The sequence below is a fragment of the Streptomyces sp. NPDC017936 genome (assembly GCF_044328485.1).
In the GTDB taxonomy this organism is placed as follows: Bacteria; Actinomycetota; Actinomycetes; order Streptomycetales; family Streptomycetaceae; genus Streptomyces.
Genome location: NZ_JBIRHK010000006.1, coordinates 232,935 through 258,053 on the forward strand (window position 1 = coordinate 232,935; position 25,119 = coordinate 258,053).

Annotated in this window: 24 protein-coding genes and 2 pseudogenes; 10 read left to right on the plus strand and 16 right to left on the minus strand. The window is 71.9% G+C overall.

Annotated features, from left to right (window positions below; translation table 11 throughout):
* Nucleotides 1-40 precede the first annotated feature (40 nt).
* From ACH4F6_RS14975 to ACH4F6_RS14985, 3 genes are all read left to right on the plus strand, one after another.
* On the plus strand, nt 41-1,540 hold the full coding sequence (locus tag ACH4F6_RS14975; RefSeq protein ID WP_397960561.1) for a long-chain fatty acid--CoA ligase: 1,500 nt from the start codon (nt 41-43) through the stop codon (nt 1,538-1,540).
* A gap of 149 nt (nt 1,541-1,689) precedes the next feature.
* Nucleotides 1,690-2,163 carry a hypothetical protein gene (locus ACH4F6_RS14980; RefSeq protein WP_397960562.1) on the plus strand — a complete coding sequence of 158 codons (474 nt, stop codon included), beginning with the start codon at nt 1,690-1,692 and terminating at the stop codon, nt 2,161-2,163.
* Nucleotides 2,164-2,651: 488 nt separating this feature from the next.
* Nucleotides 2,652-2,948, plus strand: a complete 297-nt coding sequence (locus ACH4F6_RS14985) for a hypothetical protein (protein ID WP_397960563.1) — start codon at nt 2,652-2,654, stop codon at nt 2,946-2,948.
* A gap of 253 nt (nt 2,949-3,201) precedes the next feature.
* On the opposite strand, the gene ACH4F6_RS14990 is transcribed toward ACH4F6_RS14985, so the two are convergent.
* Both ACH4F6_RS14990 and ACH4F6_RS14995 read right to left on the minus strand, forming a co-directional pair.
* A complete protein-coding gene (locus tag ACH4F6_RS14990) occupies nt 3,202-3,450 on the minus strand; it encodes a hypothetical protein (protein ID WP_397960564.1) in 249 nt (82 codons plus the stop codon).
* Nucleotides 3,451-3,628: 178 nt separating this feature from the next.
* Nucleotides 3,629-5,464, minus strand: coding sequence for a glycoside hydrolase family 15 protein (locus ACH4F6_RS14995; RefSeq protein ID WP_397960566.1), 1,836 nt, complete (start codon nt 5,462-5,464; stop codon nt 3,629-3,631).
* 534 nt (nt 5,465-5,998) lie between these two features.
* Between ACH4F6_RS14995 and ACH4F6_RS15000 the strand changes: the two genes are divergently transcribed.
* Nucleotides 5,999-6,880, plus strand: coding sequence for an alpha/beta fold hydrolase (locus ACH4F6_RS15000; RefSeq protein WP_397960567.1), 882 nt, complete (start codon nt 5,999-6,001; stop codon nt 6,878-6,880).
* Nucleotides 6,881-7,054: 174 nt separating this feature from the next.
* Here ACH4F6_RS15000 and ACH4F6_RS15005 read toward each other — a convergent pair whose 3' ends face one another.
* From ACH4F6_RS15005 to ACH4F6_RS15025, 5 genes are all read right to left on the minus strand, one after another.
* The gene (locus ACH4F6_RS15005) at nt 7,055-7,828 is read right to left on the minus strand and encodes a polysaccharide deacetylase family protein (RefSeq protein WP_397960568.1); all 774 of its coding nucleotides are present in this window, start codon (nt 7,826-7,828) and stop codon (nt 7,055-7,057) included.
* A 173-nt stretch (nt 7,829-8,001) separates the two neighbouring features.
* Complete coding sequence (locus tag ACH4F6_RS15010) at nt 8,002-8,583, minus strand: class I SAM-dependent methyltransferase (RefSeq protein WP_397960569.1); 582 nt, start codon at nt 8,581-8,583, stop codon at nt 8,002-8,004.
* A gap of 69 nt (nt 8,584-8,652) precedes the next feature.
* Nucleotides 8,653-9,129: a hypothetical protein gene (locus tag ACH4F6_RS15015; protein ID WP_397960570.1), complete on the minus strand. Its 477-nt coding sequence runs from the start codon at nt 9,127-9,129 to the stop codon at nt 8,653-8,655.
* A gap of 606 nt (nt 9,130-9,735) precedes the next feature.
* Nucleotides 9,736-11,778 carry a TerD family protein gene (locus ACH4F6_RS15020; RefSeq protein ID WP_397960735.1) on the minus strand — a complete coding sequence of 681 codons (2,043 nt, stop codon included), beginning with the start codon at nt 11,776-11,778 and terminating at the stop codon, nt 9,736-9,738.
* Nucleotides 11,779-12,069: 291 nt separating this feature from the next.
* Entirely contained in the window at nt 12,070-12,582 is a 513-nt protein-coding gene (locus tag ACH4F6_RS15025; RefSeq protein WP_397960571.1) for a hypothetical protein, read from the minus strand.
* Nucleotides 12,583-12,772: 190 nt separating this feature from the next.
* Here ACH4F6_RS15025 and ACH4F6_RS15030 point away from each other — a divergent pair.
* Nucleotides 12,773-13,237, plus strand: a pseudogene (locus ACH4F6_RS15030) (RNA polymerase subunit sigma-70); the annotation flags it as partial.
* Between the two features lie 128 nt (nt 13,238-13,365).
* Nucleotides 13,366-14,442, plus strand: coding sequence for a fatty acid desaturase family protein (locus ACH4F6_RS15035; RefSeq protein WP_397960572.1), 1,077 nt, complete (start codon nt 13,366-13,368; stop codon nt 14,440-14,442).
* 169 nt (nt 14,443-14,611) lie between these two features.
* Here the strand turns inward: ACH4F6_RS15035 and ACH4F6_RS15040 are convergent, their stop codons facing one another.
* The 3 genes from ACH4F6_RS15040 to ACH4F6_RS15050 all read right to left on the minus strand — a co-directional run bounded on the left by ACH4F6_RS15040 (nt 14,612) and on the right by ACH4F6_RS15050 (nt 16,694).
* Entirely contained in the window at nt 14,612-15,484 is an 873-nt protein-coding gene (locus ACH4F6_RS15040; protein ID WP_397960573.1) for an alpha/beta fold hydrolase, read from the minus strand.
* Nucleotides 15,485-15,526: 42 nt separating this feature from the next.
* Nucleotides 15,527-15,997 carry a hypothetical protein gene (locus tag ACH4F6_RS15045; RefSeq protein ID WP_397960574.1) on the minus strand — a complete coding sequence of 157 codons (471 nt, stop codon included), beginning with the start codon at nt 15,995-15,997 and terminating at the stop codon, nt 15,527-15,529.
* 130 nt (nt 15,998-16,127) lie between these two features.
* Entirely contained in the window at nt 16,128-16,694 is a 567-nt protein-coding gene (locus ACH4F6_RS15050; protein WP_397960575.1) for a phosphatase PAP2 family protein, read from the minus strand.
* A gap of 296 nt (nt 16,695-16,990) precedes the next feature.
* On the opposite strand from ACH4F6_RS15050, the gene ACH4F6_RS15055 reads away from it, so the two are divergent.
* Both ACH4F6_RS15055 and ACH4F6_RS15060 read left to right on the plus strand, forming a co-directional pair.
* Nucleotides 16,991-17,980, plus strand: a complete 990-nt coding sequence (locus ACH4F6_RS15055; RefSeq protein ID WP_397960576.1) for a magnesium and cobalt transport protein CorA — start codon at nt 16,991-16,993, stop codon at nt 17,978-17,980.
* 186 nt (nt 17,981-18,166) lie between these two features.
* Nucleotides 18,167-18,790 carry a histidine phosphatase family protein gene (locus tag ACH4F6_RS15060; protein ID WP_397960577.1) on the plus strand — a complete coding sequence of 208 codons (624 nt, stop codon included), beginning with the start codon at nt 18,167-18,169 and terminating at the stop codon, nt 18,788-18,790.
* Between the two features lie 128 nt (nt 18,791-18,918).
* Here ACH4F6_RS15060 and ACH4F6_RS15065 read toward each other — a convergent pair whose 3' ends face one another.
* The 3 genes from ACH4F6_RS15065 to ACH4F6_RS15075 form a co-directional block, all read right to left on the minus strand.
* The gene (locus ACH4F6_RS15065; protein ID WP_397960578.1) at nt 18,919-20,118 is read right to left on the minus strand and encodes a beta-1,3-glucanase family protein; all 1,200 of its coding nucleotides are present in this window, start codon (nt 20,116-20,118) and stop codon (nt 18,919-18,921) included.
* Nucleotides 20,119-20,213: 95 nt separating this feature from the next.
* A complete protein-coding gene (locus ACH4F6_RS15070) occupies nt 20,214-21,488 on the minus strand; it encodes a ricin-type beta-trefoil lectin domain protein (protein WP_397960579.1) in 1,275 nt (424 codons plus the stop codon).
* 424 nt (nt 21,489-21,912) lie between these two features.
* Nucleotides 21,913-22,323, minus strand: a complete 411-nt coding sequence (locus tag ACH4F6_RS15075; protein ID WP_397960580.1) for a RidA family protein — start codon at nt 22,321-22,323, stop codon at nt 21,913-21,915.
* 79 nt (nt 22,324-22,402) lie between these two features.
* On the opposite strand from ACH4F6_RS15075, the gene ACH4F6_RS15080 reads away from it, so the two are divergent.
* On the plus strand, nt 22,403-22,774 hold the full coding sequence (locus ACH4F6_RS15080) for a winged helix-turn-helix transcriptional regulator (protein ID WP_397960581.1): 372 nt from the start codon (nt 22,403-22,405) through the stop codon (nt 22,772-22,774).
* A 63-nt stretch (nt 22,775-22,837) separates the two neighbouring features.
* Here ACH4F6_RS15080 and ACH4F6_RS15085 read toward each other — a convergent pair whose 3' ends face one another.
* From ACH4F6_RS15085 to ACH4F6_RS15095, 3 genes are all read right to left on the minus strand, one after another.
* On the minus strand, nt 22,838-23,374 hold the full coding sequence (locus tag ACH4F6_RS15085) for a hypothetical protein (RefSeq protein ID WP_397960582.1): 537 nt from the start codon (nt 23,372-23,374) through the stop codon (nt 22,838-22,840).
* A gap of 15 nt (nt 23,375-23,389) precedes the next feature.
* Nucleotides 23,390-23,650 carry a hypothetical protein gene (locus tag ACH4F6_RS15090; RefSeq protein WP_397960583.1) on the minus strand — a complete coding sequence of 87 codons (261 nt, stop codon included), beginning with the start codon at nt 23,648-23,650 and terminating at the stop codon, nt 23,390-23,392.
* Between the two features lie 393 nt (nt 23,651-24,043).
* A complete protein-coding gene (locus tag ACH4F6_RS15095) occupies nt 24,044-24,577 on the minus strand; it encodes a GNAT family N-acetyltransferase (protein ID WP_397960584.1) in 534 nt (177 codons plus the stop codon).
* A 141-nt stretch (nt 24,578-24,718) separates the two neighbouring features.
* On the opposite strand from ACH4F6_RS15095, the pseudogene ACH4F6_RS15100 reads away from it, so the two are divergent.
* Nucleotides 24,719-24,922: pseudogene (locus ACH4F6_RS15100) on the plus strand (DUF4440 domain-containing protein); the annotation flags it as partial.
* Nucleotides 24,923-25,119 lie beyond the last annotated feature (197 nt).

The following is a 25,119-nucleotide window of genomic DNA, read 5'->3' on the forward strand; positions in this document are numbered from 1 at the left end:
GTGAACAACGTATGTCGACGGTGAGTTCGTGGAGGCGGCCATGGCCAATCTGGCGGAGTTCCTGGTGGAGACGGCGGCCCGCCGGCCGCAGCGTCCGGCGCTGCGGCTGGGACCGGACGTCACCTCCTACGCCGAGCTGGACGAGCGCAGCGCCCGCGCGGCCGCGCTGCTGCGGGCCGAGGGCGTGCGGCCCGGAGACCGGGTCGCCGTGATGCTGCCGAACGTCCCCGAGTTCGTCGTCCTCTACTACGCCGCGCTGCGTGCCGGGGCGATCGTGGTGCCGCTCAATCCCCTGCTGAAGGAGCGGGAGACCGCGTACCACCTCACCGACTCCGGAGCCGTGCTGCTCCTCGAGTGGCACCGGGCGCCGGGGGAGGGGGCGCGGGGAGCGGCGGCCTCCGGGGTGCGGCGCGTCGCTGTGGAGCCCTCCTCCTTCGCCGCGCTGCTGGCCGGGCACGAGCCGCTGGGCGAGGTGGCGCGGACGGCGGACGACGACGTGGCCGTCCTTCTGTACACCTCCGGCACCACCGGCAAGCCCAAGGGCGCCGCGCTCACCCACGGCGGGCTGCGGCACAACACCGAGGTCATGGAGAACCATGTCGCGCGGATGACGGCGGAGGACGTGGTGGTGGGCTGTCTGCCGCTGTTCCACATCTTCGGACAGGTCTGCACCATGAGCGTGGCCGTCCGCAGCGGCGCCTCGCTCACGCTCGTCCCGCGGTTCGATCCGCAGACCGTGCTCGAGGCCATCGCCCGCGACCGGGCCACGGTGTTCGAGGGCGTGCCCACCATGTACGCGGCCCTGCTGCAGCACCTGACGGACGCGGACGTGTCGACGCTGCGGATGTGCATCTCCGGCGGCGCGTCACTGCCCGTGGAGGTGCTGCACGGCTTCGAGGAACGCTTCGGGTGCGCGGTGCTGGAGGGCTTCGGCATGTCCGAGACCAGCCCGGTGGTGACGTTCAACCACCTCGACCGGCCCCGCAAGGCCGGCTCGATCGGCACCCCGATCCGGGACGTGGAGGTCCGGCTGCTGGACGACCGGGGCCAGGACGTCGGCGCCGGCGAGATCGGCGAGCTGGCCGTGCGCGGCCCCAATCTGATGAAGGGCTACTGGAACCGTCCGCAGGAGACGGCGGCCGCCGTCCCGGACGGCTGGCTGCGCACCGGAGACCTGGCCCGGCGCGACGAGGACGGCTACCTCTACATCGTCGACCGCAAGAAGGACATGATCATCCGCGGCGGCTACAACGTGTATCCGCGCGAGATCGAGGAGGTCCTGCACGAGCACCCGGCCGTCGCCCTCGCCGCGGTGGTGGGCGTGCCCCACGAGCAGCTCGGCGAGGAGATCGCGGCCGCGGTGGTGCTGCGTCCGGGCGCGGCGGCCACCGTCGAGGAGCTGCGGCAGTACGTCAAGGACCGGGTGGCGGCGTACAAGTACCCCAGAGCGGTGTGGCTCATGGACGCGTTGCCGATGGGACCCAGCGGCAAGATCCTCAAGCGGGAGATCAGCGCCGCGGTATCGGCCCCGAAGGGCTGACGGCGGGTCGGGCGCCCGTCACCGGGCCGCGGCGGTCGACCGGGTCGCGTCCTCGGCGCCGGCCGGGGCCTTACAGGACGGCCGGGCCGCTTTCCAGGGTTTCGCAAAAGGGACAGTGGCCCCGATGCCGCCGATGCCATCGTTCGGCTGTGACCTGGACAACGCTCGCACCGCTCGTCGGTGTCGTCCTGGGCGGGCTGATGTCGTGGCTGGCCCAGCACACGTCGGGACGCGCGTCCGCGCGCGTCGAGGAGAGCCGCGGCACCCGTGAATGCGCCGAGGCGCGTCGCTGCGAACGCCTCACCCACCTCATCGCCTTCCTGTCCGCGGTACAGGAAGCCGAACGGGTCGCCGTCGACCGCTACCAGCACCGCATGGCCGACGCGCAGTGGGAGGCGCGGGCCAGACAGACCGTGGACAGGATGTGGGTCACGCAGAAGACGATCCACATGCTGTGCGCACCCGAGGTCAACGACGCGGCCCGCCGTCTCGCGTACGCCGTCCAGGACGTGATCCGCAAGGGCCCCGACGACCCGGGCGAGCCCCAGGACGAGAAGGTCTGGGAGGCGATACGCCCGAGCCGCCGGGAGTTCCTCGACGTCGTGCGCGACCACTTGCGCTGACCCGCCGACGCCGTCGCACGGGTCTCCCCGCGACGGCCGACGCCCCTCAGGCGCCGAACGGGGCTCGGCCGCCCGGGCGACCCCAGCGGACCCGGCCGCCGCACCCGAGTGAGGACGGGAGGACGGGAGGCTTGCGCCGGCCGCCGCAGACCCTCCTCCGAGAACCCCTCGAGGATCCCGAGGGCGTGCGCGCGCCGGCGGCCCGGGGCGCCCGCCCTTGGGTCTGCCGGCAGGTGTGCCCGCCGTCCACTCCCGCGCGTCCGTCCTCCGGCGTGCGTGAACCGTCGAGGATCCCGGTCACGGTCGTCGCCCCGGCCCTCTCCGGGACCGGGCCGAAGCTCCGCCGGTGGCCCCGTGCGGTCCCGGGCCCGGTGGCGTCCGGGGGCCCGCGACCGGGCCGGCCGCCCCGCAGGCGGAAGCGGCGCCGGGAATCTACGGTGGTCGGAAGGAAGCCGACGAGCCGGAGCGCTGAGGGACAGGTGGCCGCGATGGAGGAGCATTTCGTGTGGGTGACCACGCGCCGCATTCGCCCGGGCAGCCTGGAGGAGTTCGAACGGGCGTGGCGTCCCGACCCCTACCCGCAGGGGATGCGCCGCGCTTTCGCGTACTGGTCCGAGGACGGGCAGGAGATCACCGGGGTGTCCTTCTGGGACTCGAAGGAGGCGTGCGACTCCTGGCGGACGTCCGAATCCGAGGCGCAGCGGCGCGCGGACATGGCGTCGCAGGTCGTGGAGGAGCGGGAGGGCTTCTACTGGGGCCGTGAACTCGCCGTCCCGCACCGGTAGCGGTTCCGCCGCCGGCCGCGCGGACCGGTTCGCCGGCGAGCGCCGGAAGGATCACGGCCGGCGGACCGCCCGGTACCCGGCCGCGGTGGCTCACCCCGTCCACGGAAGCACCGTGGGTCATCGGCCCGCCGGAGCGGATCGAAGCGGTCGGCGAGACCGGTGACCGCGCACCGGAGAAGGTGACAGGCCCCCGCCGGCCGCATGGCCTGCGGGCGGGGGCCGGGACCGTGCGCCCCGGCCCGCCGCGTCGAAGCTAGCGGTCGGAGGTCTCCGCGCCCGTTTCGTCGTCCGGCTCTCGCGGAGTGTCCTCCTGGGCCTCGACCCCTTCCAGAGGCTTGCCCGCCACCGTGCCGCGTTCCGGCTGGTAGCCCTCCTCGGCACTCGCGGTGCCCGGAACGGACCGCTGCTGCGCCTGGTGCTCCGACCCCGAGTGCGCCCCGGGCTCGGTCGCGTCGCGCGCCCGGTCGTAGCGGTCCCCGCTGTCGTTCTTGCGACCGCCCATGTCCGTCCTCCCATCGACGTCGGGCTTCGCCGCGTACCCGGGACGAAAACGGGGAAACGCCCGGCGCGAGGACCGCTGACCGGGGCTCCGGGGACCTCGCGCCGCCGTGCCCGTGCGGCAGGGGCGACAGCGCCCGCCCGCGGACGCGGGGAAGGGACCGTGACGGGACCCCGGGCCGTCAGCCCAGGGCCCGGTCCAGGTTGAAGGCCGCGCTGATCAGCGCCAGATGGGTGAACGCCTGCGGGAAGTTGCCCTGCTGCTGACCGGTGTGGCTGATCTCCTCGGCGTACAGGCCCAGGTGGTTGGCGTACGTCAGCATCTTCTCGAAGGACAGCCGGGCCTCGTCCAGCCGGCCGGCGTGCACCAGGGCCTCGACGTACCAGAAGGAGCAGATGGAGAACGTGCCCTCGTCGCCGCGCACCCCGTCGGGGCTGGCCAGCGGGTCGTAGCGGTAGACGAGGGAGTCCGACACCAGGTCGTGGGTGAGCGCGTCGAGGGTGGACAGCCACTTGGGGTCGGTCGGGGCGATGAACTTGCTCAACGGCATCATCAGCAGCGCCGCGTCCAGCACGTCCCCGCCCTCGTACTGCACGAAGGCCCGGCGGTGGGCGGACCAGCCCCGGGTGTGGATGCGCCGGTAGATCGTGTCGCGGCACTCCCGCCAGCGGGGCAGGTCGGCGGGCAGCCCGCGCCGGTTCGCCATCCGGATGGCCCGCTCGATCGCCACCCAGCACATCAGCCGCGAGTACAGGAAGTCCTTGCGGCCGCCGCGGGTCTCCCAGATTCCCTCGTCGGGCTGGTCCCAGTGCGCGCAGACCCAGTCGACGAGGGCGCACACGTCGTCCCACTGGGCGCTGGAGACGGGCCGCGCCCATTTGTCGTAGAGGTAGATGGAGTCGATCAGAGCGCCGTAGATGTCGAGCTGGAGCTGGTGCGCGGCGCCGTTGCCGATCCGCACCGGCCCGGAGCCGTGGTGGCCCTCCAGATGGGGGAGCACGCTCTCGGCCAAGTCCGCGCGCCCGTCGATGCCGTACATGATCTGCAGCGGACCGGAAGGGTTCCCGTCGCCGGGACTGATGTGCCGTGTCACGAACTCCATGAACGCCTCGGCCTCGTCGGCGAAGCCCAGCCGCAGCAGCGCGTAGACGCAGAAGGCGGCGTCGCGCACCCAGACGTAGCGGTAGTCCCAGTTGCGTTCGCCGCCCATCTGCTCGGGCAGGCTGGTGGTCGGCGCGGCGACGATCGCCCCGGTGGGCGCGTAGGTGAGCAGCTTCAGGGTGAGCGCGGAGCGGTGCACCATCTCCCGCCAGCGGCCCCGGTACACGGAGGAGGACAGCCAGCGCCGCCAGTACGCCACCGTGGCGGTGAACTGCGTCTCCGCCTCGTGGTGGGCGCACCGGCGCGGAGGCACCTGCCCGCCGACCCGGTCGAGGGCGAACACCGCCGACTCGCCCTCGGAGAGTTTGAAGTCGGCGTACACGTCCGGTCCGTCGGTCTCCAGGGGCACCGTGGCGGTCAGCGAGAGGGACAGCTCCTCGGATGCGAAGAGGGCCACACCGCCCGTCATGCGGAGGGTGTGCGGGCGGGCGCCGTAGTGGAAGCGCGGGGCCACGCGCGTGCGGAACGGGAGGGCGCCGCGCACGCACACCACGCGCCGGATCAGCCGGTGCCGCTCCGCCTCGGCGGCCCCGCCGCTCACCGGCATGAAGTCCTGCACCTCACCGACCCCGTCCTCGGTGAAGAACCGGGTGATCAGGACGTTGGTGTCGGGGAAGTAGAACTGCTTGGTCCGTGCCGGGACGGCCGCCGCCAGTTCGAAGCGGCCGCCGCGCTCGGCGTCCAGGATCGAGCCGAAGACGCTCGGGGCGTCGAAGGCGCCGCAGCAGTACCAGTCGATCGTGCCGTCCGTCCCCACCAGGGCCACGCTGCGCAGGTCCCCGATCAGCCCGTGCTCGGCGATCGGCAGGTAGCGGCTGGCTTCGTGCGCGTACGGGTGGTTCGGCATGTCCGTCATCGCACCTCCCTGGCCCGACCCGCACCGGCGAGACTTCCAGCCTAGGCGCTGTTCCCCTCCGGCGACGGCCGTGACGGCCGGCGTTCCCCTCCGGCCGTCACCGCCGTGCGGCCGCCGCGTCCGCGCGGGCCCGTCGCCACGGCGCCGCAGGCGCCGCCGTCCGGCGGAGGGGGACGCCGCCGTCCGGCGGAGGGGGACGCCGCCGTCCGGCGGAGGGGGACGCCGCCGTCCGGCGGAGGGGGACGGTCGACGATCACCGCGCTCGTCCCCCCGGCCCCCGACGCGGCACAGCGCGCGAGCGGCACCGCGGACTCGGCCGTTCACCCCGTCGGCCCCCCGTCGCGGAGACCGCCGAGGCGACGACCACCGCCACGGACGCCGCTTTCACACGTCGACGGGGCCCGCTCCGACGGCCGTCGCCGCGGCGGTCTCCCTCCCGCCACGCGCATGGCCGCAGTCGGCCGGGGCACCAGGAAGAGTCCGTGTCGTGCCGGCGCCGGAGCGGTGCGCCGACCGGGCGTGAGGGAGGCTGGGGTGTTCGAAGGGTTCCAGGAGGCGCGACTCGACGTCGGCGAGGCGTCCGTCTTCGTGCGCTTCGGCGGCGAGGGCCCGCCGGTGGTCCTGCTGCACGGTCATCCCCGTACGTCGGCCACCTGGCACCGGGTCGCTCCGCGGCTCGTGGAAGCCGGTCACACGGTGGTCTGCCCGGACCTGCGCGGGTACGGCCGCTCCAGAGGACCGCGCTTCACGGCGGATCACGCGGGCTACTCCAAGCGCGCCGTGGCCGCTGACGTGGTGGCCGTCATGCGCCGTCTCGGCCACCGCCGGTTCGCGCTCGCCGGGCACGACCGCGGGGGCAGCGTGGCGCTGCGCCTGACGCTGGACCACCCCGACGCCGTCTCCCGCGTGGCCTTCCTGGACTGTCTGCCGCTGACGGAGCACCTGTCGCGGATCACGGTCGAGTTCGCCACTCAGTGGTGGCACTGGTTCTTCTTCGCCCAGCCGGACGTCCCCGAGCGGGTCATCACCGCCGACCCCGACAGCTGGTACCGCGGCGACCCCGATGCCATGGGGCCGGAGAACCACGACGAGTGGCGGCGGGCCACCCGCGATCCTGACGTGGTGCGGGCGATGCTCGAGGACTACCGGGCCGGCCTCACCGTCGACCGGCAGCACGAGCAGGCCGACCGGGACGCCGGCTCGCGCGTCACCTGCCCGACGCTGGTCCTCTGGTCACTCCAGGACGACCTGGAGGACCTCTACGGCGATCCCCTCGCGATCTGGCGCCGGTGGGCCACCGACGTCCGGGGGCACGGCATCGACTCCGGGCACCACGTCGCCGAGCAGGCGCCCGCGGCCCTGGCCTCCGCGCTCGTCGACTTCCTCCGGGAAGGTCCGACCGGCTCCCCCCGGTGACCGCCGGCACACCGCGGCACGTGAGCTCGTCGTCGCTCCCGCCGGAGGCGGACGGACGCGGCCACGGCACCGGTCATGGCGGGTCCGGCCCCCCGAGCCCGCCCGGTGCACCACCACGCTGCGCAACCCCGGCAGCGAGGAGACCACGGTCACCGTGACCGGCCGGGGCCCGGCTCAGCGCACCGGGAAGCCGAAGGAGCAGCCCTGCTCCTTCAGCCAGGGCAGGATCCGGCGCAGGGCCTGGACGGTCTGGGACCGGTCGCCGCCCGCGTCGTGGAAGAGGAGCGTCGGCCCGTTGGGCAGCTCCCGCTCGACGGTGGCGACGATGGCGTCCGCACCGGGCCGCTCGAAGTCCTTGGAGTCCACGTTCCAGCCCAGCGGGCGCATGCCCCGGGAGGCGGCCAGCGTGCGGCTGTAAGGGGTGAAGGCCCCGCCGGGCGCCCGGTAGTACATCGGTCGTACGCCCCCGGACGCCTCGGTGATCATGCGCTCGGCGTCGCGTATCTGCTGCGACTGGTAGGCCTGGGACTTGGCGTCCATGCCGGTGTCGTGGGACACCGAGTGGTCGCACAGCCGGTGCCCGGCCGCGACCACCTTCTTCACGAGGTCCGGGTGGGCCTGCGCCTGCGTCCCCACCATGCAGAACGTCGCCTTCACCCCGTACTCGCGCAGCACGTCGAGCACCTGCGGCGTCCACACGGGGTCCGGTCCGTCGTCGATGGTGATGTTGACACCGCGCGCCCCCTTGTCCGAGGCGTGCGCGATGGTCGCCGTCACCGGCTTGACGTCGCTGCCCGACGTGGCCGGCGCGGCCGCTCGGGGCGACGAGTCGCTCACGGCGCCGGCCTGCGCGGCCCACACCGAGGCGCCCGCGGCCAGCACGGTCACCCCGAGCGCCGCCCCGACCACCTTGCCGTACCAGCCCCGCCCGCCGCCGTGCCGTGCCATGTCGACCGTCCTCTCCCGCAGTTGCTCGCCGTTCCTCGGCCACTGGTGACCACTTGGCAGGACGGGGCGCGGTGGCCACGGGATGCGTCCGTTACCGAATACGGACACATCAAGGGGAGTTCGCGGACAACCCCGCTGATCACGCCTCGCACGCGAAGCGGGCCTGCCCATGTTCAGGGGCGGAGTGCGTAGCAGCGCAGCACGTCGAGATCGGCGACGCGTACGACGGACCAGCCCGCGGTCAGGACCTCGGCCTCGGCGGGGCTGATCCCGAGGCCCTGGCGGGGATCACCGGTCTCGCGGCGGCCGGCGACCTCGGTGACGACCCAGAAGGTCCCGCCGGGGGCGAGGACCTGCCTGACGCGGTCCAGGAAGGCCGGCTTGTCCTCCGACCACCGGTAGACCAGGCGGCAGGTGACGACCGCGTACGCGGGATCCGGCAGGGCGCTGAGGTCGTCGGTGACGAAGTCCATGAGACGCAGGACCGGCCCGGCGCCGTGCCCGGAAAGGGGAGTGGCCCGGGCCGCTGCGACGGCGCTGGGCGCGAAGTCGATGCCGGTGGTGCGGTAGCCGAGCTGGTGGAGGCGGCGGGCGAGTGCGCCGTCGCCGGTGCCGATGTCGAGAGCCGGGCGTCCGCGACCGGGCCCGATGTGATCGGCCAGCAGCGTGGCCTCGGCTCCGGTGACCTCCCGGTACCGGCGTCCGCCGGCCCAGAGCGGCTCCCAGTAGTCGGCGGTGGCGGGGGTGTTCGGCATGCGGTTCCTTCACGATCAGGCCATGGAGCCGGACTGGTCGCGGGACGCGAACGCTGCTCGACCCCACGCTCACACATCGATGGCCTTGCGGGCATGGCGCACGAACTGTTCCCGCTTGTTCGACGCGTGGTTGAGGAAACGCCGGATGCGATGGGACTCGTTCGCCGCGAGCGCGTCACCGCCCTCGCGGCCGATGGTTCTCGCCTGGATCGCTGCGACGCAGGCCGACAGCGACTTGGCCGACTCGCCCGCCATGCGCGCCAGTTCCTCCGGACCTTCGAGCTCGACCGCGGTCTGAGCGTCGGCCAGACCGCCTCGGACCAGCCTCCGGGTCTCGTCGAGCGCGCCGCGCAGCCCGTCGAGGTCATGGCCCGGCCTGGCCAGCTCGGCCTCGATGCTCCGCAGCGCCTCGTAGACCTCGTCGGCTTTGACCGTGAAGGCGGCGTAAGCGTCCCGGCGCAGCTGGCGACGCCAGTGACGATGCTCAGCCCGTACCTGTCGCTGCCCCGCCACCCCTGCGACGACCGCTGCCAGGGTCGTCCCCACCACTCCCACTCCGGCACCCAGAACCGCTGAAGTCCCCGCATCCACAGCAGTAGGTTGCCAGCAAGAGCCTCTGAGCGCTCGGAAACCTCAAGACCGGTTCACCGACAGCAACCGCCAGTCGGCCATGACCCCAGGAATCCGCCATCAGCCACGGATGTCCAGGCCGTCGCGAGCGAGCGCCACCCGCATCCGGCTGAGCCACTCCGCGCCCATCCGGCGCCCGTCCGGGAACTGGTCGCCCCGACCCCACCGCCACGCCGTGATCATCGCCGGCACGAGGATCCGGCACTCGCGCAACACGTCCTGATCGACGCCCGGGTAGTGCTCGCCGACTTCTTCGGACTGCGCAAGCGCAGTGGCCGGCCCGTGACCGTCCAGCGCCGGTCCACGGCCGGAGCGGCTCAGCGGCGAGGTTCCCCCGAGGCGAGGAGAGCGGCGACAGCCGGTCAGACGGAGTTCACGCGGAGGATCCCGACGACGCGCCTGCCTCGGGGAAGTATCCGCCGAAGGCGCGTGAGCGTCCTCTCGCGCGGCTCCAGGATCGGGCTCGTGCAAGAGGACGGCTCCGCGTCGGACGGGGTCAGGGCCGCTCCATGCGCCCGGACGTCATCCGGTCGTCGTGCGTTCCTTGGACGGCGTCCGGCGTGCCGCCGGGGCGTCCAGGTGGACGACGACGGTGGTGTAGAAGCGGTGTACGGCGTCGTCGACGCTGCGGATGAAGCCGGACTCGGCGTTGCCGCGGCCGCTTCCCATGTTCTTGAGCAGGGACAACCGGAACCCGGTGATCCTGGTGCCGTTGTCCTTGGGGAGCAGGTCCGCCGGCTCGGGGCGGAGCCGCTCCAGCGTTCCGCGTGGACCTCCGCTGTCACTGTCGACGAGTGTTTCGACGTGGAGGTCCGCGGGTGCCTCGGCCAGGCGCCGGACGAGTCGCTTGGCCCAGCTCAGGGGATAGCCCTGCTCAGGCGCCGGGACGTCGATGCCGGTGCGCAGTTTGCCGGTGCGCAGGTCGGCGCTGATGGCCAGGACGCCGGGGGTTCCGTCGATGCGCAGCTCCGCTTGGAGCCGTCCGTCGAGGCAGAGCTGGTCGGCGAGGCGGTTCCGGCGCTCCTTGGGATCCGCTCCGCGCCTGGCGCGCTGGACGGGCAGCACTTTCTGTCCGAGTTCGCCGCCCAGCCTGAGGCAGACCTGGCGGATGAGCCGCTCCCAGTTCTCGACCACCTCCAGTGCCCGTGCGTCGCCCTGGCAGAGGGTTTCGTCGTCGATTCCGTTGCGTACGGGGACCCAGGCGGGGCCCATGTTCTGGAACCCGTGGCAGCCGGAGTTCTCGTGCTGCAGGTAGTGCAGCAGTTCCTGGAGGAGCCAGGCGTGTGCCGCGTTGCTCACCCCCTCGTGCCTGATCAGCATCTGCGCCTGGTAGGCGACTTCCGCCCAGGACAGGTGACAGAGGGCCACCTTGTGCTTGCGCCGCTTGTCGATCTTGACGTCGACGAGCGGACTGCCCTCCAGCGCGACGTCGTTCGTCAGTGTGATCACGGCCTCGTAACCGCGGCGCGCGGCGATGTCCATGTACGCCTGCACCTGGTCGGCCTTGAGCGCGTTGCCGTTGGTCTTCGTCTCGACCAGCGCGGTCCACAACTTGCCGGCCCGCTCCACACGGATCACCCCGTCCGGGCGCCGCGGGCTGTCACCATGGGGCAGGGAGACCTCCGTGAACGTCTCCATGCGACCCGCCGGAGCGCCGAATCCGGCGGTGAGCCTCCTGCTGAACTCCGGTACCTGGGCCATCACCGACAGCAGCACCGAAGTGGCACGCATCTCACGGTCCCGGTCGCTCTTGAGCACCGAGACCGGGAAAAGCCTGGCCTGCCTCCAGGAGTCGTTCTCCGCCAGGGTGTTCCTGACCGCCTTGGGAAGGGTGATCTTCTTCTTCGCGGTACGAGGACGAGCGGCCGGCTTCTTCGGCCCGACAGCCTCGCCCTCAGGCCGGCGAGGAGCAGGGATGGCTTCCAGCACCGTTCGCGTGGCCGGCTCCTCGGCCGGCGCCGACTCCGTCGCATCCGCCTGCTCGTCGCCTTCGGTGCTTTCGAGTGCTGCTTCCGCCTCCGCGGCCGCGTCGTCCTCGATGTCGACCCCGAAGTCCGTCGCCAGCCCCGCAAGACCGGTTTCGTAGCCTTGCCCGACGGCGCGGAACTTCCATTCCTCCCCCCGCCGGTACAGCTCGCCGAAGATGACCGCCGTCATGGAGTCGGCGTCATCGACGGCGAACCGGAGGAGGCTCTCACCGGCCGCGTCGGCCAGTGTGATCCTCACGTCCTCCAGTTCACCGAAGCGGGCTCCGTCGTACCTGCTCGCGGCGACGACGATGCGGTCGGTCCCGGACGGGACCGCGGTGAGGTCGAAGCTGATCCGGTCCTCGCTGCCGTCCGCCGTCGGCGTCTTCCCCAGAAGCTGCACGCTTCCGTCCGCGGCCACCGGGTGGTTGTAGAAGTAGAAGTCGTCGTCGCTGCGCACCTTGCCGTTCGCGTCCAGCAGCAGGACCGACACGTCCGCGTCGCCCTCGCCGGTGGGGCTGACCCAGCCCAGACTGACGATCACTGAACCGACGTCGTCGCTCAGGTCCGCCAGGGCCACGTTCGAACCCTTGATCATTTCCTGCACAAAGCCCCCCAACGGCGCACCTTGGGCATGCGGAGGATTCCGCATCACATGCCCCTTTGCGCGACACAAGATGACGAGTCGCGCGCGGAAAACTGTAATACGCACGGAGCTCAATCGCGGAGGTTCTGTGAAGACGGGTGCCTGAGAGGGGAGGCGGGCCGGGCGGCGTGCGCCGTTGCCGCGCCGCCCAACAGGGACTCACCCCTGCAGACAGGAGAGTCCACGCCGTGGTCGGAGCACCCCTGTCCGAACGGCCGGCGTCCAGCAGTCGCGGAAGTCGGGTCATGGGTTCTTGGCGTGCTGGAGCATCGCGCGTACGTCGTCCTCGAACCGCAGGCGTCGGACGACGAAGCGCCGGTACCTGATCGGGAGCCAGAACGTGGACCGGGCTCCCGTGCGGTGTTCGATGTCGACCATCACCGCCGAGTCCAGCCTGGGCAGTTGTCCGAACAGGAGCGGGATGATCCAACCCCAGGTGCGCGAGTCGATCGCGTTGCCGTAGACCAGGGCGGCGCACCGGTTCGTTCCCCGTTTCTCCCGCAGGGCGCCGGCGAAGGAACGGGCGGACCGCGGACCGTCCCAGTCGACGTGCTTGCTCAGTTCGCCGGAGTCCACCTGCACCACGACCTCGTCGCTGTCCCGGAGTGTGATCCACTGCAGCCGGACGCCCCGGCGACGGGTCCAGGCCCTCGGGGCGACCCGCACCACCGTCTCGAGGACGCGGAGGTAGTCCGCGCGCACGGGAGCTGGAAGAGAGCCGAGTTCGGCCAGTACGGCCTCGCTCCGCACCGACATGCACGCCCCCGACGTGGTGTGTGACGCTGACGGGTCGAAGGGTAGTACAGCCTGGCTCCGGCAGCGCACCGTGAGGAACGCGCCAGGCGATCCGCGGCTCTCGCGAGAACCGCGAGAGCCGCCGGCCCGTCGGGGGCGTCCTCCCCGGGCGCCGGGAAGGCGCGGCTTCCGGGGAGGAGGGCGCCCCGCCCCGTTCGACGAGATCGGCCAGATCCTGGGCAAGTCCACCGCCGCCTCCAAGATGCTCGCCAGCCGCGCCCGCAGGAAGGTGCAGGCGCCCGAGCGGCCGGCCGGCGCGGGACGGGAGCAGCGCGAGGTGGTCCAGGCCTTCCTGGCGGCGGCCCGCCGCGGCGACTTCGAGGGATTGCTGCGCGTACTCGACCCCGAGGTGAAACTGACCGCCGACACCCCGTCCGGCGTGGTCGTCGCCCTGGGCGCCACCAAGGTCGCCGCAGGCGCGCGGCTGTCCGCCGGCGCAGCCGCACAGGGGCGGGCGGTGCTCGTCAACGGCCTCCCGGGAATCGTGTCGTGGCGCGAGGACGGCACCCCGCTCTCGGTCGTCGCGTTCACCGTGGTCGAGGGCCGGATCACCGACATCATGATCGTGACCGACCCGGTCAAGCTCGCGCGGACGGACCTGCCCGATCCGGCGTGAGTCCGTACCGGGGCGGCGCGCCGGCGGGCCCGGGGGATAACCCCCGGGCGCCCGGGGGGAACGCCTCGCGGGCAGGGGGTGGCTGGCAGGCTTCTGCAGGTCGCGGGGCCGGCGGGAGACTTCGGGCCATGACGACTTCTCCCGATGCCTTCGTGGCGCCCCGCTCCGCTCCTGCTGTCGTGGAAGGGTCCGGTGCCGACGGCGGCAGCGACTTCGCGCGGCTCTCCCGACGGATAGCCGCGGCCGGTCTGATGCGTCGGCGTCCCGGTTACTACGCGGCACGGATCAGCCTGGTGGTCGCCCTGTACGCGGCAGGGTGGGGGGCCTTCTTCCTCCTGGGCGACACCTGGGGACAGTTGGCCGTGGCGGCCTTCTTGGCCTTCGTGTTCGGGCAGGTCGCCCTGCTCGCGCACGACCTGGCCCACCGGCAGGTCTTCCGGCGGCGCCGGCCCAGCGAGATCATGGGCAGGCTGTTCGGGAACCTGGGCGTCGGCATGAGCTACGGCTGGTGGATGAACAAGCACACGCGTCACCACGCCAACCCCAATCACGAGGACCTGGACCCCGATGTCGCCCCGGACATCCTGGTGTGGTCCACCGACCAGGCGCGCGCCAGCAGCGGTGCGGCGCGCCTGATCGGCGGTCACCAGGCCCTGCTGTTCTTCCCGTTGCTGACCCTCGAAGGCTTCAACCTGCACGTCGCGAGCCTGCGGGCGCTGCGTTCGCCCCACATGAAGGAGCGGACGCTGGAGGGCGTCCTGCTCCTGCTGCACATCGTGGGTCTGCTGTCCGCCCTGTTCCTGGTCCTCCCGCCGGGCAAGGCGGTGGCGTTCCTGGCGCTGAACCAGTGCCTGTTCGGTGTGTACCTCGGCTGCACCTTCGCCCCGAACCACAAAGGCATGCCCACCTTCACCGGTGACGAGCGGCCGGACTTCCTGCGGCGCCAGGTCCTCACGTCCCGCAACGTACGCGGCGGCCTGTTCACCGACGTGATGCTCGGCGGCCTCAACTACCAGATCGAGCACCACCTGTTCCCGAGCATGCCCACGCCCCACCTGCGCCGGGCCCAGGCCGTGGTGCGGCAGTACTGCGCCGACATCGGGGTGCCCTACCACGAGACCGGACTGATCCGCTCCTACCGCGAGGCCCTGACCCACCTGCACCGGGTGGGAGAGCCGATCAGGCGGCAGCGCAGGGCACGGTGACGCGCTGGGGCGAGGCGTCCGGAACCCCGTCGGGGGCGACCGGTTCCCGCCGTACGGGGAACCGTGCCCGGCCGGGTGCCGCCGCCCGCGCGGGGAGAGGCACCGAGGGCCGGCTCGCCGGGTGCGATCGACCGGGACGGCCCCGGGCGCGAGGGGGAGCACCGGCCGGTCATCGCGTCTGCGGGCGGGACCGGCCTCTCCCGGCCCAGAACTCGGCCAGGGCTTCGGCGGTCGCCCGCGGAGCATGGATGCCGGGGGAGTGGCCGCCGCTCGGAATGGTGAGGCGTTCGGCTTTCAACTGCACGGCCATCGCGTCGAGTTCCGATGCGGACCAGGAGTCGTCCGGCTCACCGGCAAGGACCAGCACGGGGATTCCGCAGGCGGCCAGGTCGCTGATGCCCGAGGGGGGATCGAGCAACCACCGTGCGGCAGAGACGAGGCTCTGAGCGGTGGTGCGTGCCCACCGCTCGCGCATCAGCGCTTCGGCGTCCCGGCACGCCTGGGCGGGGCGCACGTAACTCCAGATGTCGTCCTTGGGCAGGGACGCCAGCGCGTCGATGAGGAGCTGGGCCCGCCGGCGTTGGCCGGTCGAGGGAGCGGAGGGGCCGGAGTTGAGGAGGGTCAGACTGGCCCAGGGCATGGCGGGTTCGGAAGCGGCCGCACGGAGTACCGCTTCACGCGCTACGAATCCCCCGAACGAGTGGCCCACCAGGTGAACGGGTTCGTCCCCCAGCGTTGCCGTGAGCGCGATGACGTCGGCCGCGAGTTCGGCCGGGGTGTAGGCGGCCGGGGAGCTCGGGCCGTCGGTCTCGTACTGGCCTCGGCCGTCGACGGCCACAGCGCGGTATCCGGCCGCGGCCAGCGGGGGGAGCAAGGGTGCGAAGTCCTCCTTGCTGCCGGTGAGGCCCGGCAGCAACAGCACGGCCCCCTTGCGCTCGTCGTGCGGGGGGTGTGCTTCCAGGCAGGCGAACGGGCCTCGGCCGGTCTGCAGGCTGGTGCGGTCGACCGCGTCGGGAAGCGTCGCCGTCAGGAGTTGGCTCATGGGACGGGGAGTGTAGGGGTGGGGAGGTGCGTGCGGCCGGTGTCAGCTGCCGGTGCGGACGTACCAGCCACCGGAGCGGCCCACGAGGCCGGGCACGCCACGAACCCGCATGCGGCTGTCCTGTGCCGTCGTCTCCCACGTCAGCACCGGGCCCGTGCTGCCGTATCCCTGTGCCGCCAGCGCGTTGATGCGCTCTTCCACGGTGCGCAGGTGCCGGCCGATGCGCTGGATGGCCCGGTTGATGCCGCGCAGCCAGAGCAGGGCCACGACCAGGACCAGGACGGCCACGTAGACGGCGGGTGCTCCGAAGTTCGGTTTGTCCGAGATGACCAGTAAAGCGGAGATGATGCCCGCGAAGCCGATCATCTGCATGCGTCCGGCGACCCGGTGGATGATCTCTTCCCGCAGCGTGCGGTACTCCTCGAGGAGCAGCGCGATCTCCTGCGACGCCCCGCGCGACGGGGCCTGCCCCGGGGTGCCGCTCGCCTGTGCCGGTACGCCTGCCGATGTCATGGGTACCCCCGAAGCGCCGCTGTGTCGTGTGCGTTCCGCGTCATTCTGCCCCATTCGGCCTGCCGCATACGAGATCAGCGAGGGGCGACAGCTTCCACGACCGGCATGACGGACCGGGGGCGCCGTTCCTTCACCGCGCGAGCCGGTGGCGCAGGACGAGGCGGGGGGCGTGGCGAGTGAGCCAAGCGCCGGCCAGGCCGATGGCGGCGCCGGTGACCACGTCGCTGGGATAGTGGGCGCCGCTCTGCACCCGCTCGAGCGCCACCATGGCGGCCGGCAGCGCACACGCCGCGCCGGCGACCGGCGCCGTGGACGCCACGGCGGCGGTGAACGCCACCGCGGCGGCGGTGTGCCCGGAGGGGAAGGAGGACGAGTCGGGCCGGTCGTCGACCTCGTCGTGGGGAAACCAGTCCTTCGGCGGCCGGGGCCGGTCGGCCAGGTGCTTGCACAGGCCGTTCGAGATCAGCTGCGCCACGGTCAGGGCGGCCATGCCGGAGACCGCCACCCCGCGGCCGCGCCGGCCGCCCAGGCACGCCATCGCGGCGGCGGCGCCGCACCACAGCTTCGAGTTCTCCGCGACCTCCTCCACGGCCGAGAGCACCTTGCCGGCGCGAGGCGGTATGCGGGAGGCCGCCTGCTTGGTCAGGGACCGGTCGGCGTCGCGCAATCCCGCGAACAGTCCCGCAAAGAACGTCATGACAGGCAGGTATCCCGCAGGTCGACGACCTACACCCATGATCACTGACGGTGGGGTGCGGCTCCCCCGGGCGGCTCCGGCCCTCCTCGGCCCGCTTCCGGGTGTCGCGAGGCTGGCCGCCCGTGACGCCCCGCCCGGGCGGCCGCCCGTGACGCCCCGCCCGGGCGGCCGCCCGCGACGGCCCGCCGGCGTACGAGTCCCGGCGACGCCCCCCGATCCGGCAGGAGGGCCAGGTCAGTGCTGCGAAAAGGCGCTCCCGGAAGCATGGAACGGTGTGCCGGAAGCATCCGAAGAGCATGGAGTGCGTGATTTATCAGCAGCAGACGGGTGAGAGCGAGCAGATCGACTGCCGGCAGGCGGACGGGGGGTGCCAGGTCACCCTGGACCGCCTGGCGGTGCTGAAGCAGGACGAGTTCGCCTGGATCCGCATGGACGAACCCGCCCAGGAGGAGCTGCAGCGGCTCGCCGAGCACCTGAAGCTGCACCCTCTGGCCGTGGAGGACGCGGTCCAGGCGCACCAGCGGCCCAAGCAGGAGCGCTTCGGCGACGTGCTGGCGGTCGCGGTGAAGACGCTGTGGTTCGTGGAGCGGACCTCGGACGTGGAGACCGGCGAAGTGATGATCTTCCTCGACTCCTCCTTCGCGCTGACCGTACGGCACGGGGCGAACGACCCCACCGTGGAGGCCGCGCGCCGGCTCGCACAGCAGCCGGAGATGGCACGGCTCGGGCCGGTCGGCGTCCTGCACACGCTGACCGACGTGATCGTCGACGCCTACGCCGAGGCGGCCGCCCAGGTGCGGACGGATCTGACGGAGCTGGAGCGATGCGTGTTCTCCCCCGTCCGCGAGGACCTGACCGAGCAGATCTACTCGCTCAAGCGCGAGGTGGTGGAGTTCCGCGACGCCATCCAGCCCCTGGTGCCGGTCATGCAGCCCTTCACCACGGCGCGGGACGACTGGCCGCGGCAGGTCGTGCCGTACTTCCGTGACGTCACCGACCACCTCACCCGCACCGACACGGAGGTCCGGGCCATGGACGACCTGCTCGCCTCCGTCCTGGACGCCCACCTGGCGAAGGTGAGCACCTGGCAGAACGACGACATGCGCCGCATCAGCGCGTGGGCCGCCATCTTCGCCGTCCCCACCATGGTCGCCGGGATCTACGGCATGAACTTCGCCGACATGCCCGAGCTCGACTGGCGCTACGGCTACCCGTGCGTGCTCGCCGTGATGGTCCTGGGGGCGGGACTGCTGTACCGGGCCTTCCGCCGCAACGGCTGGCTGTGACGGCGAACCCCGCCCCCACCGCGGCCGCTCCGGCTTCCCGCCTCTCGGGGTCCTCGCCGGCCGCTGCCCGGATACCGGGGACGCTGATCCGGCTCGAAGCCCGGCACCGGCCTCCCCGGAACCCGGTCGTGCGGGCCTGCGTCCTTCCGGGAGTCCGCAAGATCGACTTCAGGGAAGGACGCGCTCATGACCGGTACGGCCGCCCGTTACCTCTATCTCACCCGCCACGGCGAGGCGTCGCCGGACGAGAGCGAACTGACGGATGCGGGCCGCCGGCAGGCCGCCCTGCTGGGGGAGCGGCTCCGCGGGGTCCCGCTGGCGGCGATCCACCACGGGCCTCTCGCCCGTGCCGAACAGACCGCCCGGCTGGTCGGTGAGCGGCTCGACGGCGTCCCCCGCCGTCGCTCGGAAGCGGCCGGCGACTACATCCCCCACCTGCCGACGCGCGAGGAGCTGCCGCCGGAGGCAGTCGACGCCTGGCTCGCGTTCCTGGACCGGTTCCCGGCCGAGGAACGCGAGCGGGGCCCCGGGCTCGCGGCGGCGGCGCTCGCGGATTTCACCGGGCCCGTCGTCGGCGACGAACCGCGCCACGAGCTCGTCGTCACCCACAACTTCCTCGTCGGCTGGCTCGTCCGGGCCGCCCTCGACGCGCCGAAGTGGCGGTGGCTGGGCATCAACCACGCCAACGCGGCCCTGACCGTCATCCGCTACGCACCCGACCGCCCCCCGGCGGTCCTCCTGTTCAACGACACCGGCCACCTCCCCGCCGAGCTGCGCTGGACCGGTTTCCCGCAGGAGCTGCACGTCTGAGGCCCGTGCGTGCGGAACCGAAGCCGATCCACCGGGTTTCTCCGGGCGGTCCGGAACGCGGTACGGCACCGCACTCCCGGAGTGCGGTGCCGTACCGGCCGCTGCGGCAGTACCGGGCGAGCCGGACCTCAGAACGCCGTCAGGGTCAGAGTGAAGCCGGTCGGGCCGGTGTCCTGGATGTAGGACGCGAAGTCGGCCACGTCGTCGAAGGCGAAGCCGTAGGCCTTGCCGTCCTCGGTGGCCGCGTGGACGGCCTTCGAGTAGTGGTTCGTCAGGGCGGCCCGGTAGAAGGCGGCGGGGTCGGTGGTGGGCTGGGCGGGGTGGCTCAGGAGCGTCGAGCGGTTGAAGCCCGCGCCCAGGACCGCGGCCACGGGGCCGGTGGTCCCGTCGTTCGGGGCGGCGAGGTTGCCGTCGCAGAAGAGGACGTCGCGCGTGGAGGGCTTGGCGAAGGAGACGGAGGCCGGGCCGTCGAAGGTGAGCCGGTCCCCGCGCACACGGCCGGTGAACGTGCCGGCGTTCGTGGTGACCTTCAGGTCCTTGCCGGTGTAGGTGCTCCACACCTCGTCGATGTACGGGGCGAAGTAGTCCTCGGGGAACAGCCCGGCGTCCAGGCCGTGGCCGGGAGCGATGACGCGGGTGTCGTCCACGACCAGCCGGGCGAACTCCTCGACCTGCTTGACCGCGGCGAACGCGGCGGCCCGGCCGCCGTCGCGCAGGGTGCCCGTCGTCTGGTCCTTGACGCCCGTGAGGCGGATGCTCATCGGGACGCTGAACATGTCGACCATCGTGGTGTTGCAGAACATGCCGGCCGCGTTGTGGGTGAACTCGGCACAGTCGTGCAGGACGCCGTAGTTGGGGTCCGACGCGACCCATCCCGCCGGGTACTGGAGGGCGGCGTTGCCGTTGCCGTCGGCCACGGCCTTGAACTTGAGCTTCGCGCCGAGCGACACGTAGATGCGACCGGACATGTAGGGCAGGGACAGCTTGGTCACGCCGCTGCTCGCGAGCGGGACGGCGTAGTCGGTGTAGCCGTCGGCGCCGTTGTCGGACAGGGCGACGGGGACGACGGTGCCGTCCGCGGTGAGCCGTACCTGCTTGCCGTCGAGGTTTCCGACGACGTAGAGGTGGACCGAGGTGTTGCTGAACGAGCCGCTGTTGTTGACGACGGTCACCGGGAGTGAGCCGCTCGCCGCCGTCGACGAGCCGTCGCTCTGGCCCGCGAGGGCGTGCGGGGCGACGGCGGCGATCGCCGGGACGCCGACGGCCGCGCCGCCGAGGGCGAACAGCATCTTCCGGCGGGTCAGGTTGCGCTGGTGACGGGGTGCCATGAGGGGTGCTCCTTGGAGCCCCGGCCATGGGGGAGCCGGGGCGCTCGTGGGGAAAGGGGCGGGGACTGTGGTGGTGGGGGCGCCGTGCCGGGGGCTCAGCCGATGGTCCACTTCTGGTTGGCGTTGCCCGAGCACGTCCAGATCTGCAGGCGGGTGCCGTCCGCCGAGGAGTTGCCCTTGGCGTCGAGGCACTTGTCGGCGCCGACGTTGGTCAGGTCACGGGCGGCGGTGTAGGTCCACTGCTGGGCCTCGGTGCCGTTGCAGGTGTAGAGCTGTACGACCGCTCCGTCGTCGTGGGAGCCCGCCTGGACGTCCAGGCACTTGCCGAGGGCCCGCACCGTGCCGTCGCTGCCCAGGGTCCACTTCTGGGCGTCGTTGCCGTTGCAGTCGTGCAGCTGGATCGGCGTGCCGTCCGCGGTGCCGGCGCCGGCGACGTCCACGCACATGCCGCCGATGCCCTTGATGGCGCCCGTGCGGGTCGTGCCGCCGGTGCCGGAACCGGAGTCCGAGGTGGTGACGCGCACGTAGTCGACGGTCATCGTCTGCGGGAAGGCCGTGCCGGCGTCGGGGCTGCCGGGCCAGTCACCGCCGACCGCGAAGTTCAGGATGAGGAAGAACGGGTGGTCGTAGACCCACTTGTTGCCGTTGACGTCGGCCGGGGTGCGGGTTTCGTAGGCCTGACCGTCGACGGACCAGGTGATCGCGGAGGGGCTCCAGTCGACGGCGAAGACGTGGAAGTCGTCGGCGAAGGACTTTCCGTTCGGCAGGGTGTACGCGGCGCCTATGCCGCCTGAGCCGGAGTAACCGGGGCCGTGGAGGGTGCCGTGGACGGTGCCAGGCTCCTTGCCGACGTTCTCCATGATGTCGATCTCGCCGCTGTTGGGCCAGCCGGCGGTGCCGAGGTCGTCGCCCAGCATCCAGAACGCCGGCCAGACGCCCTGGCCCCGGGGGACCTTGATGCGGGACTCGAAGTGGCCGTACTTCTGGGTGAAGGTCCTCGCCGTGTTGAGCCGCGCCGAGGTGTACTGACAGGTGCCGTACCAGCACTGGAGGCCGGAGTCGGTGTTCTTGCGGGCGGTGATGACCAGGTTGCCGTTCCCGTCGAGGGCGGCGTTGCCGGTGCTGTTCGTGTAGTACTGGAGCTCGTGGTTGCCGTTGCCGCCGCCGCCCGTCTCCAGGGTCCACTTCGAGGAGCTGGGCGCGCTGCCCGCGGCCCCGTCGAAGTCGTCGGACCACGTCGTCGTCGTAGCGGCGTCCGCGCGGTTCGTCGCCGCGTCGGACGTGTTGATGAGGACGGCGGAGGCGAGGGCGGCGGACATCAGGACCGCCAGTCCTCCGAATGACCATCTGCGTGCGCGATGAGCGGCCATGGGTGAACACACCTCGGTTTCTTGGGGCTTCCGGACCGGGCGCCGGGCAGTGCCTGCCGAGGGCGGGGACAGACCTGGGTCTGAGAGCGCTCTCTGAAGCACCGTGGGCGCCGGCGGTGGGCCAGACGATACGCATGACCGTTGCTCCCGCCAACCGGAACGTGAAGCCTTCAAATCCCCCTGACCTGCGGTTACTTGAGGAACCGCGTCGTCCCGAAGCACGCTTAAGGCCCGTTTAACCTGTGCTTAAGCAAGCCGGTTCGGGCGCTTCGCGGTCGGTCAGCGAGGGTGTGCGGAGGGTGGTCGCGGGTTCTCGTCGCCTCCGCGGCCCGAGGAGCGTTCGTGACGGACGCGGCCCGCGGGGGTGCGCCGCCGAGGGGGCGGTCCCTTCACCCGCGCGGGCGGGCCCGTGGAAGCGGTCGGTTCAGTCGACGAGGGCGGTGGCCTCGATCTCGACGAGGACACCGGGCGCGTAGAGGCAGTCGACGCCGATGAGCGACGACGGGGGGAGGGGGCGGGGCAGTCCGATCTCGTCCGCGACGCTTTCGACGCCCGCCATGAAGGCGCCCATCTTCTCCGGCTTCCATTCGGTGACGTAGATCGTCAGCCGCAGTACGTCGTCGAACGTCGCGCCGGCGCCGGCGAGACCGCGTGCGGTGTTCCGCAGCGCCTGCGCGACCTGCCCCGAGAGATCTCCTTCCGCGACGGGCGTCCCGTCCGCGAGGGCGGAGGTCTGCCCGCTGACGTGAACGTGCCTGCGGCCCGTGCCGACGGCGACGTGGTGGTAGGGCGTGGGCTGCAGCAAGCCCTCGGGGGTGAAGCGCTGAACGGGCATGGCGGTCTCCTTCCGGTGACGGATCTGGTATAGCTTTGATACCTAGGAGACGCAGGACACTTCAACGAGACCAGGTTTCATGACCGATACCACCGCCTCCCGTGACAGCGAGCTGAGCATTCCGGCACCGCACCGCGAACTGCTCGACCAAGTGCTGGACAAGTGGTCCTTGAGCGTGCTCGGTGAGCTGTGCGAAGGGCCGCGCCGGTTCAACGACCTGCGTCGCGCGATTCCCGCGGTCACGCAGAAGTCACTGACCGCCACCCTGCGCAGGCTGGAGCGCAACGGCATCGTCGAGCGCGAGGTCGTGAGCACCAGGCCTGTCGCGGTGGAGTACCGGATCACTCCGCTGGGCAAGACCATGCGCCCTCCCGTCGATGCCCTCCTGGACTGGGCGCGGACGTACCTGCCCCGGATCGAACGGGCACGGGAGACCTTCGACGCCAGGTGAGACACCGAACGGGGAAGCCGCCCGCGCAGGGGTGAGGCCGGCTCGGGCGCGGGCTTCGGACGCTCACTGCGGACGGTCCTGGACGGCGCCGTCGGCGGTGAGCGCCTCGTGCATGCTGCGCAGCCGCTTGTGCTGGAGGTTGCCGTACAGGACGAGCCAGATCAGGAAGCCCCCGCTGAACAGGGCCATGCCGAGTGTCTGACGCGGGCCCGCGGTGAGCGCCGTCAGCACCACGACGGCGCAGAAGAGGAGGGCCAGGAAGCCCTGGGCCACCCTGCGGTGCCGGATGCGGTGCAGACGTTGTTCGACCAGATCGCGCATGGCCTGCCGCTGCTGCGGGGCGGTGGGCACCTCACCCCGCCGCAGTTTTTCGTCCAACGACACGAGGCTGTCCGCCGACCCTCCGGCGGCCCGCTTCTCCTTCCTCCGCACGGCGATCAGCACGGCGACCCCGCCGAGCGAGGCGAAGGCCGTGCGCGTCAGTACGGAGGCGACCGAGCGCTCCGGGAACAGCAGCAGGACGCAGGCGCAGGCGACGAGGACGGACAGGACGACCTGGAGCCACAGGTGCTTGCCGAAGAAGTGGTTGACGCGTTCCACAGGGGTGCCTCCCCGTCACAGCCGCGCCCGACGGCGCACGACGACGAATCGCATGGCCAGGGCGACGGCCAGCAGAACCCAGGACACGGCGCAGTACCCCCAGGCGGTCGTCCCCCGCACGGCGCCGACGGAGGCCCACACCGTCCACAGGGCGACCACGACGCACAACGCGCTCCAGGCGATGTCGGCGATGCGGGTGGGCAACTGCGCACGCTGTCTGGTCCCGGCCTCGAGTGTGCCGAGCCCCGGCCGGTGCGGTGTGTCCGATCGCGTCATGGATGCCTCCTCGGAGTTCGTGGTGTCGGGTGTTCCGAGTGCCCCGGGGGGTGGCGCCGCAAGCGGCGAACTGCCGGGCGTGAAGCGGAAGATGGGGCTCCATGACGGGCGGCGGTCGACGTCGGTGCGCCCGTGCCGCGCCGCCGGGACCGGCAGGTCCCCGGAGGCGGCCGGTGCCGCCCCGCAGGCCCCCTGACATGCTGTTCGCCTCGCCGGAGGTCGGCACCTGCATCGGTGGCCCGCGGCCGCGCGATGCGCCTCGCGGCGAAGCCGGGGTTCACCGAGGGGGAGCGGTTCGAGGAGTACGGCGCCGAGCGGTGGTCCGGTGCGCGGTCCTCGGTCACGCCGTCCGGTCGAGCCGGGACCGCTCCGCGCGGCCGTGCGCCCGCGGACTCACTTCTCGGTGACGACCTCCGCGCGCAGCACCGAGTACATGACCATGTCGCGCCATGCGCCGGCGCGGAAGCAGGCGCCGCGCAGGACGCCCTCGCGGGTGAAGCCCGCCCACTCCAGGGCGCGCTGTTCGGCGACGTTCGCCACCTCGGTGCTCGCCTCGATCCGGTTGACCTTGGTGTGAGCGAACAGGTACTCGACGAGCTGACGCTGGGCCTGCTTGCCGTAGCCCTTGCCGCGTTCGGCGGTGAGCAGGGACACGCCGATGTTCCAGCAAGGTGACGCCGGGCCCTGAAGCACCTCGTGCCACTGCACCTCGCCGACGAACCGGTCGTCCTCCCCGGCGATCGTCAGGCGTCCGCCCTGAGCGGAGAGGAAACCGTGCTCGGCCCACTGCCGACGAAGGTGCCCCGGATTGCGGTAGCCGAAGAAGCCGTGCTCTCCGAGCTCGGCACGATCCTCGTGGAGGCGCTCGAACAGATCGAGGTCCTTCTCGGCGACAGGGCGCAGTCGAACATGATCATGAGGGGACATGAGGTCCAGCGTAAGGGCCGTGGTGCGTGCTCCACCGGACGGGCCCAGGTCAGGACGTGCACCCTGGAGCGGACGGGGGCGCGGTCAGGGGGGCGTCCCGCGGGTTCACGGGGAGATCACCGGGCCGGGCTCGGCGAAGGCTCGCTGTGGGAGAAGGTGCTGGCCGACCGTCCCCGTTTCGAGCCGGAGCAACCGCTGCCGACGCTGATCAGCGACGGCATCGCCCTCACCTCGACCCCGCCGAAGGACGGGGCCGGTGCCCGGGCCCAGGTGGTCCGGCGCCAGCCCGACGGAAGCTGGCTCCGCCTGCTCGACCGGCCCGAGTTCGTCCCACCCACCCGCTGACCCCTCGCCTCCGTGAGTTCGTGAAACAGAAATCCGGGAGGCACTTCCCAGGAGATGCAATTCCCCTTGAGAAGTCGGCTCGAAGACGCGATGAGTTCCCCGGATCGGCCAAGTGCTGAACCACCTGTGTTTCTTCGAGTGGGGCACTCGGTGAAATGTGCGTACTGATCCATGACGAGCGCACTTCGGGTGCGAGG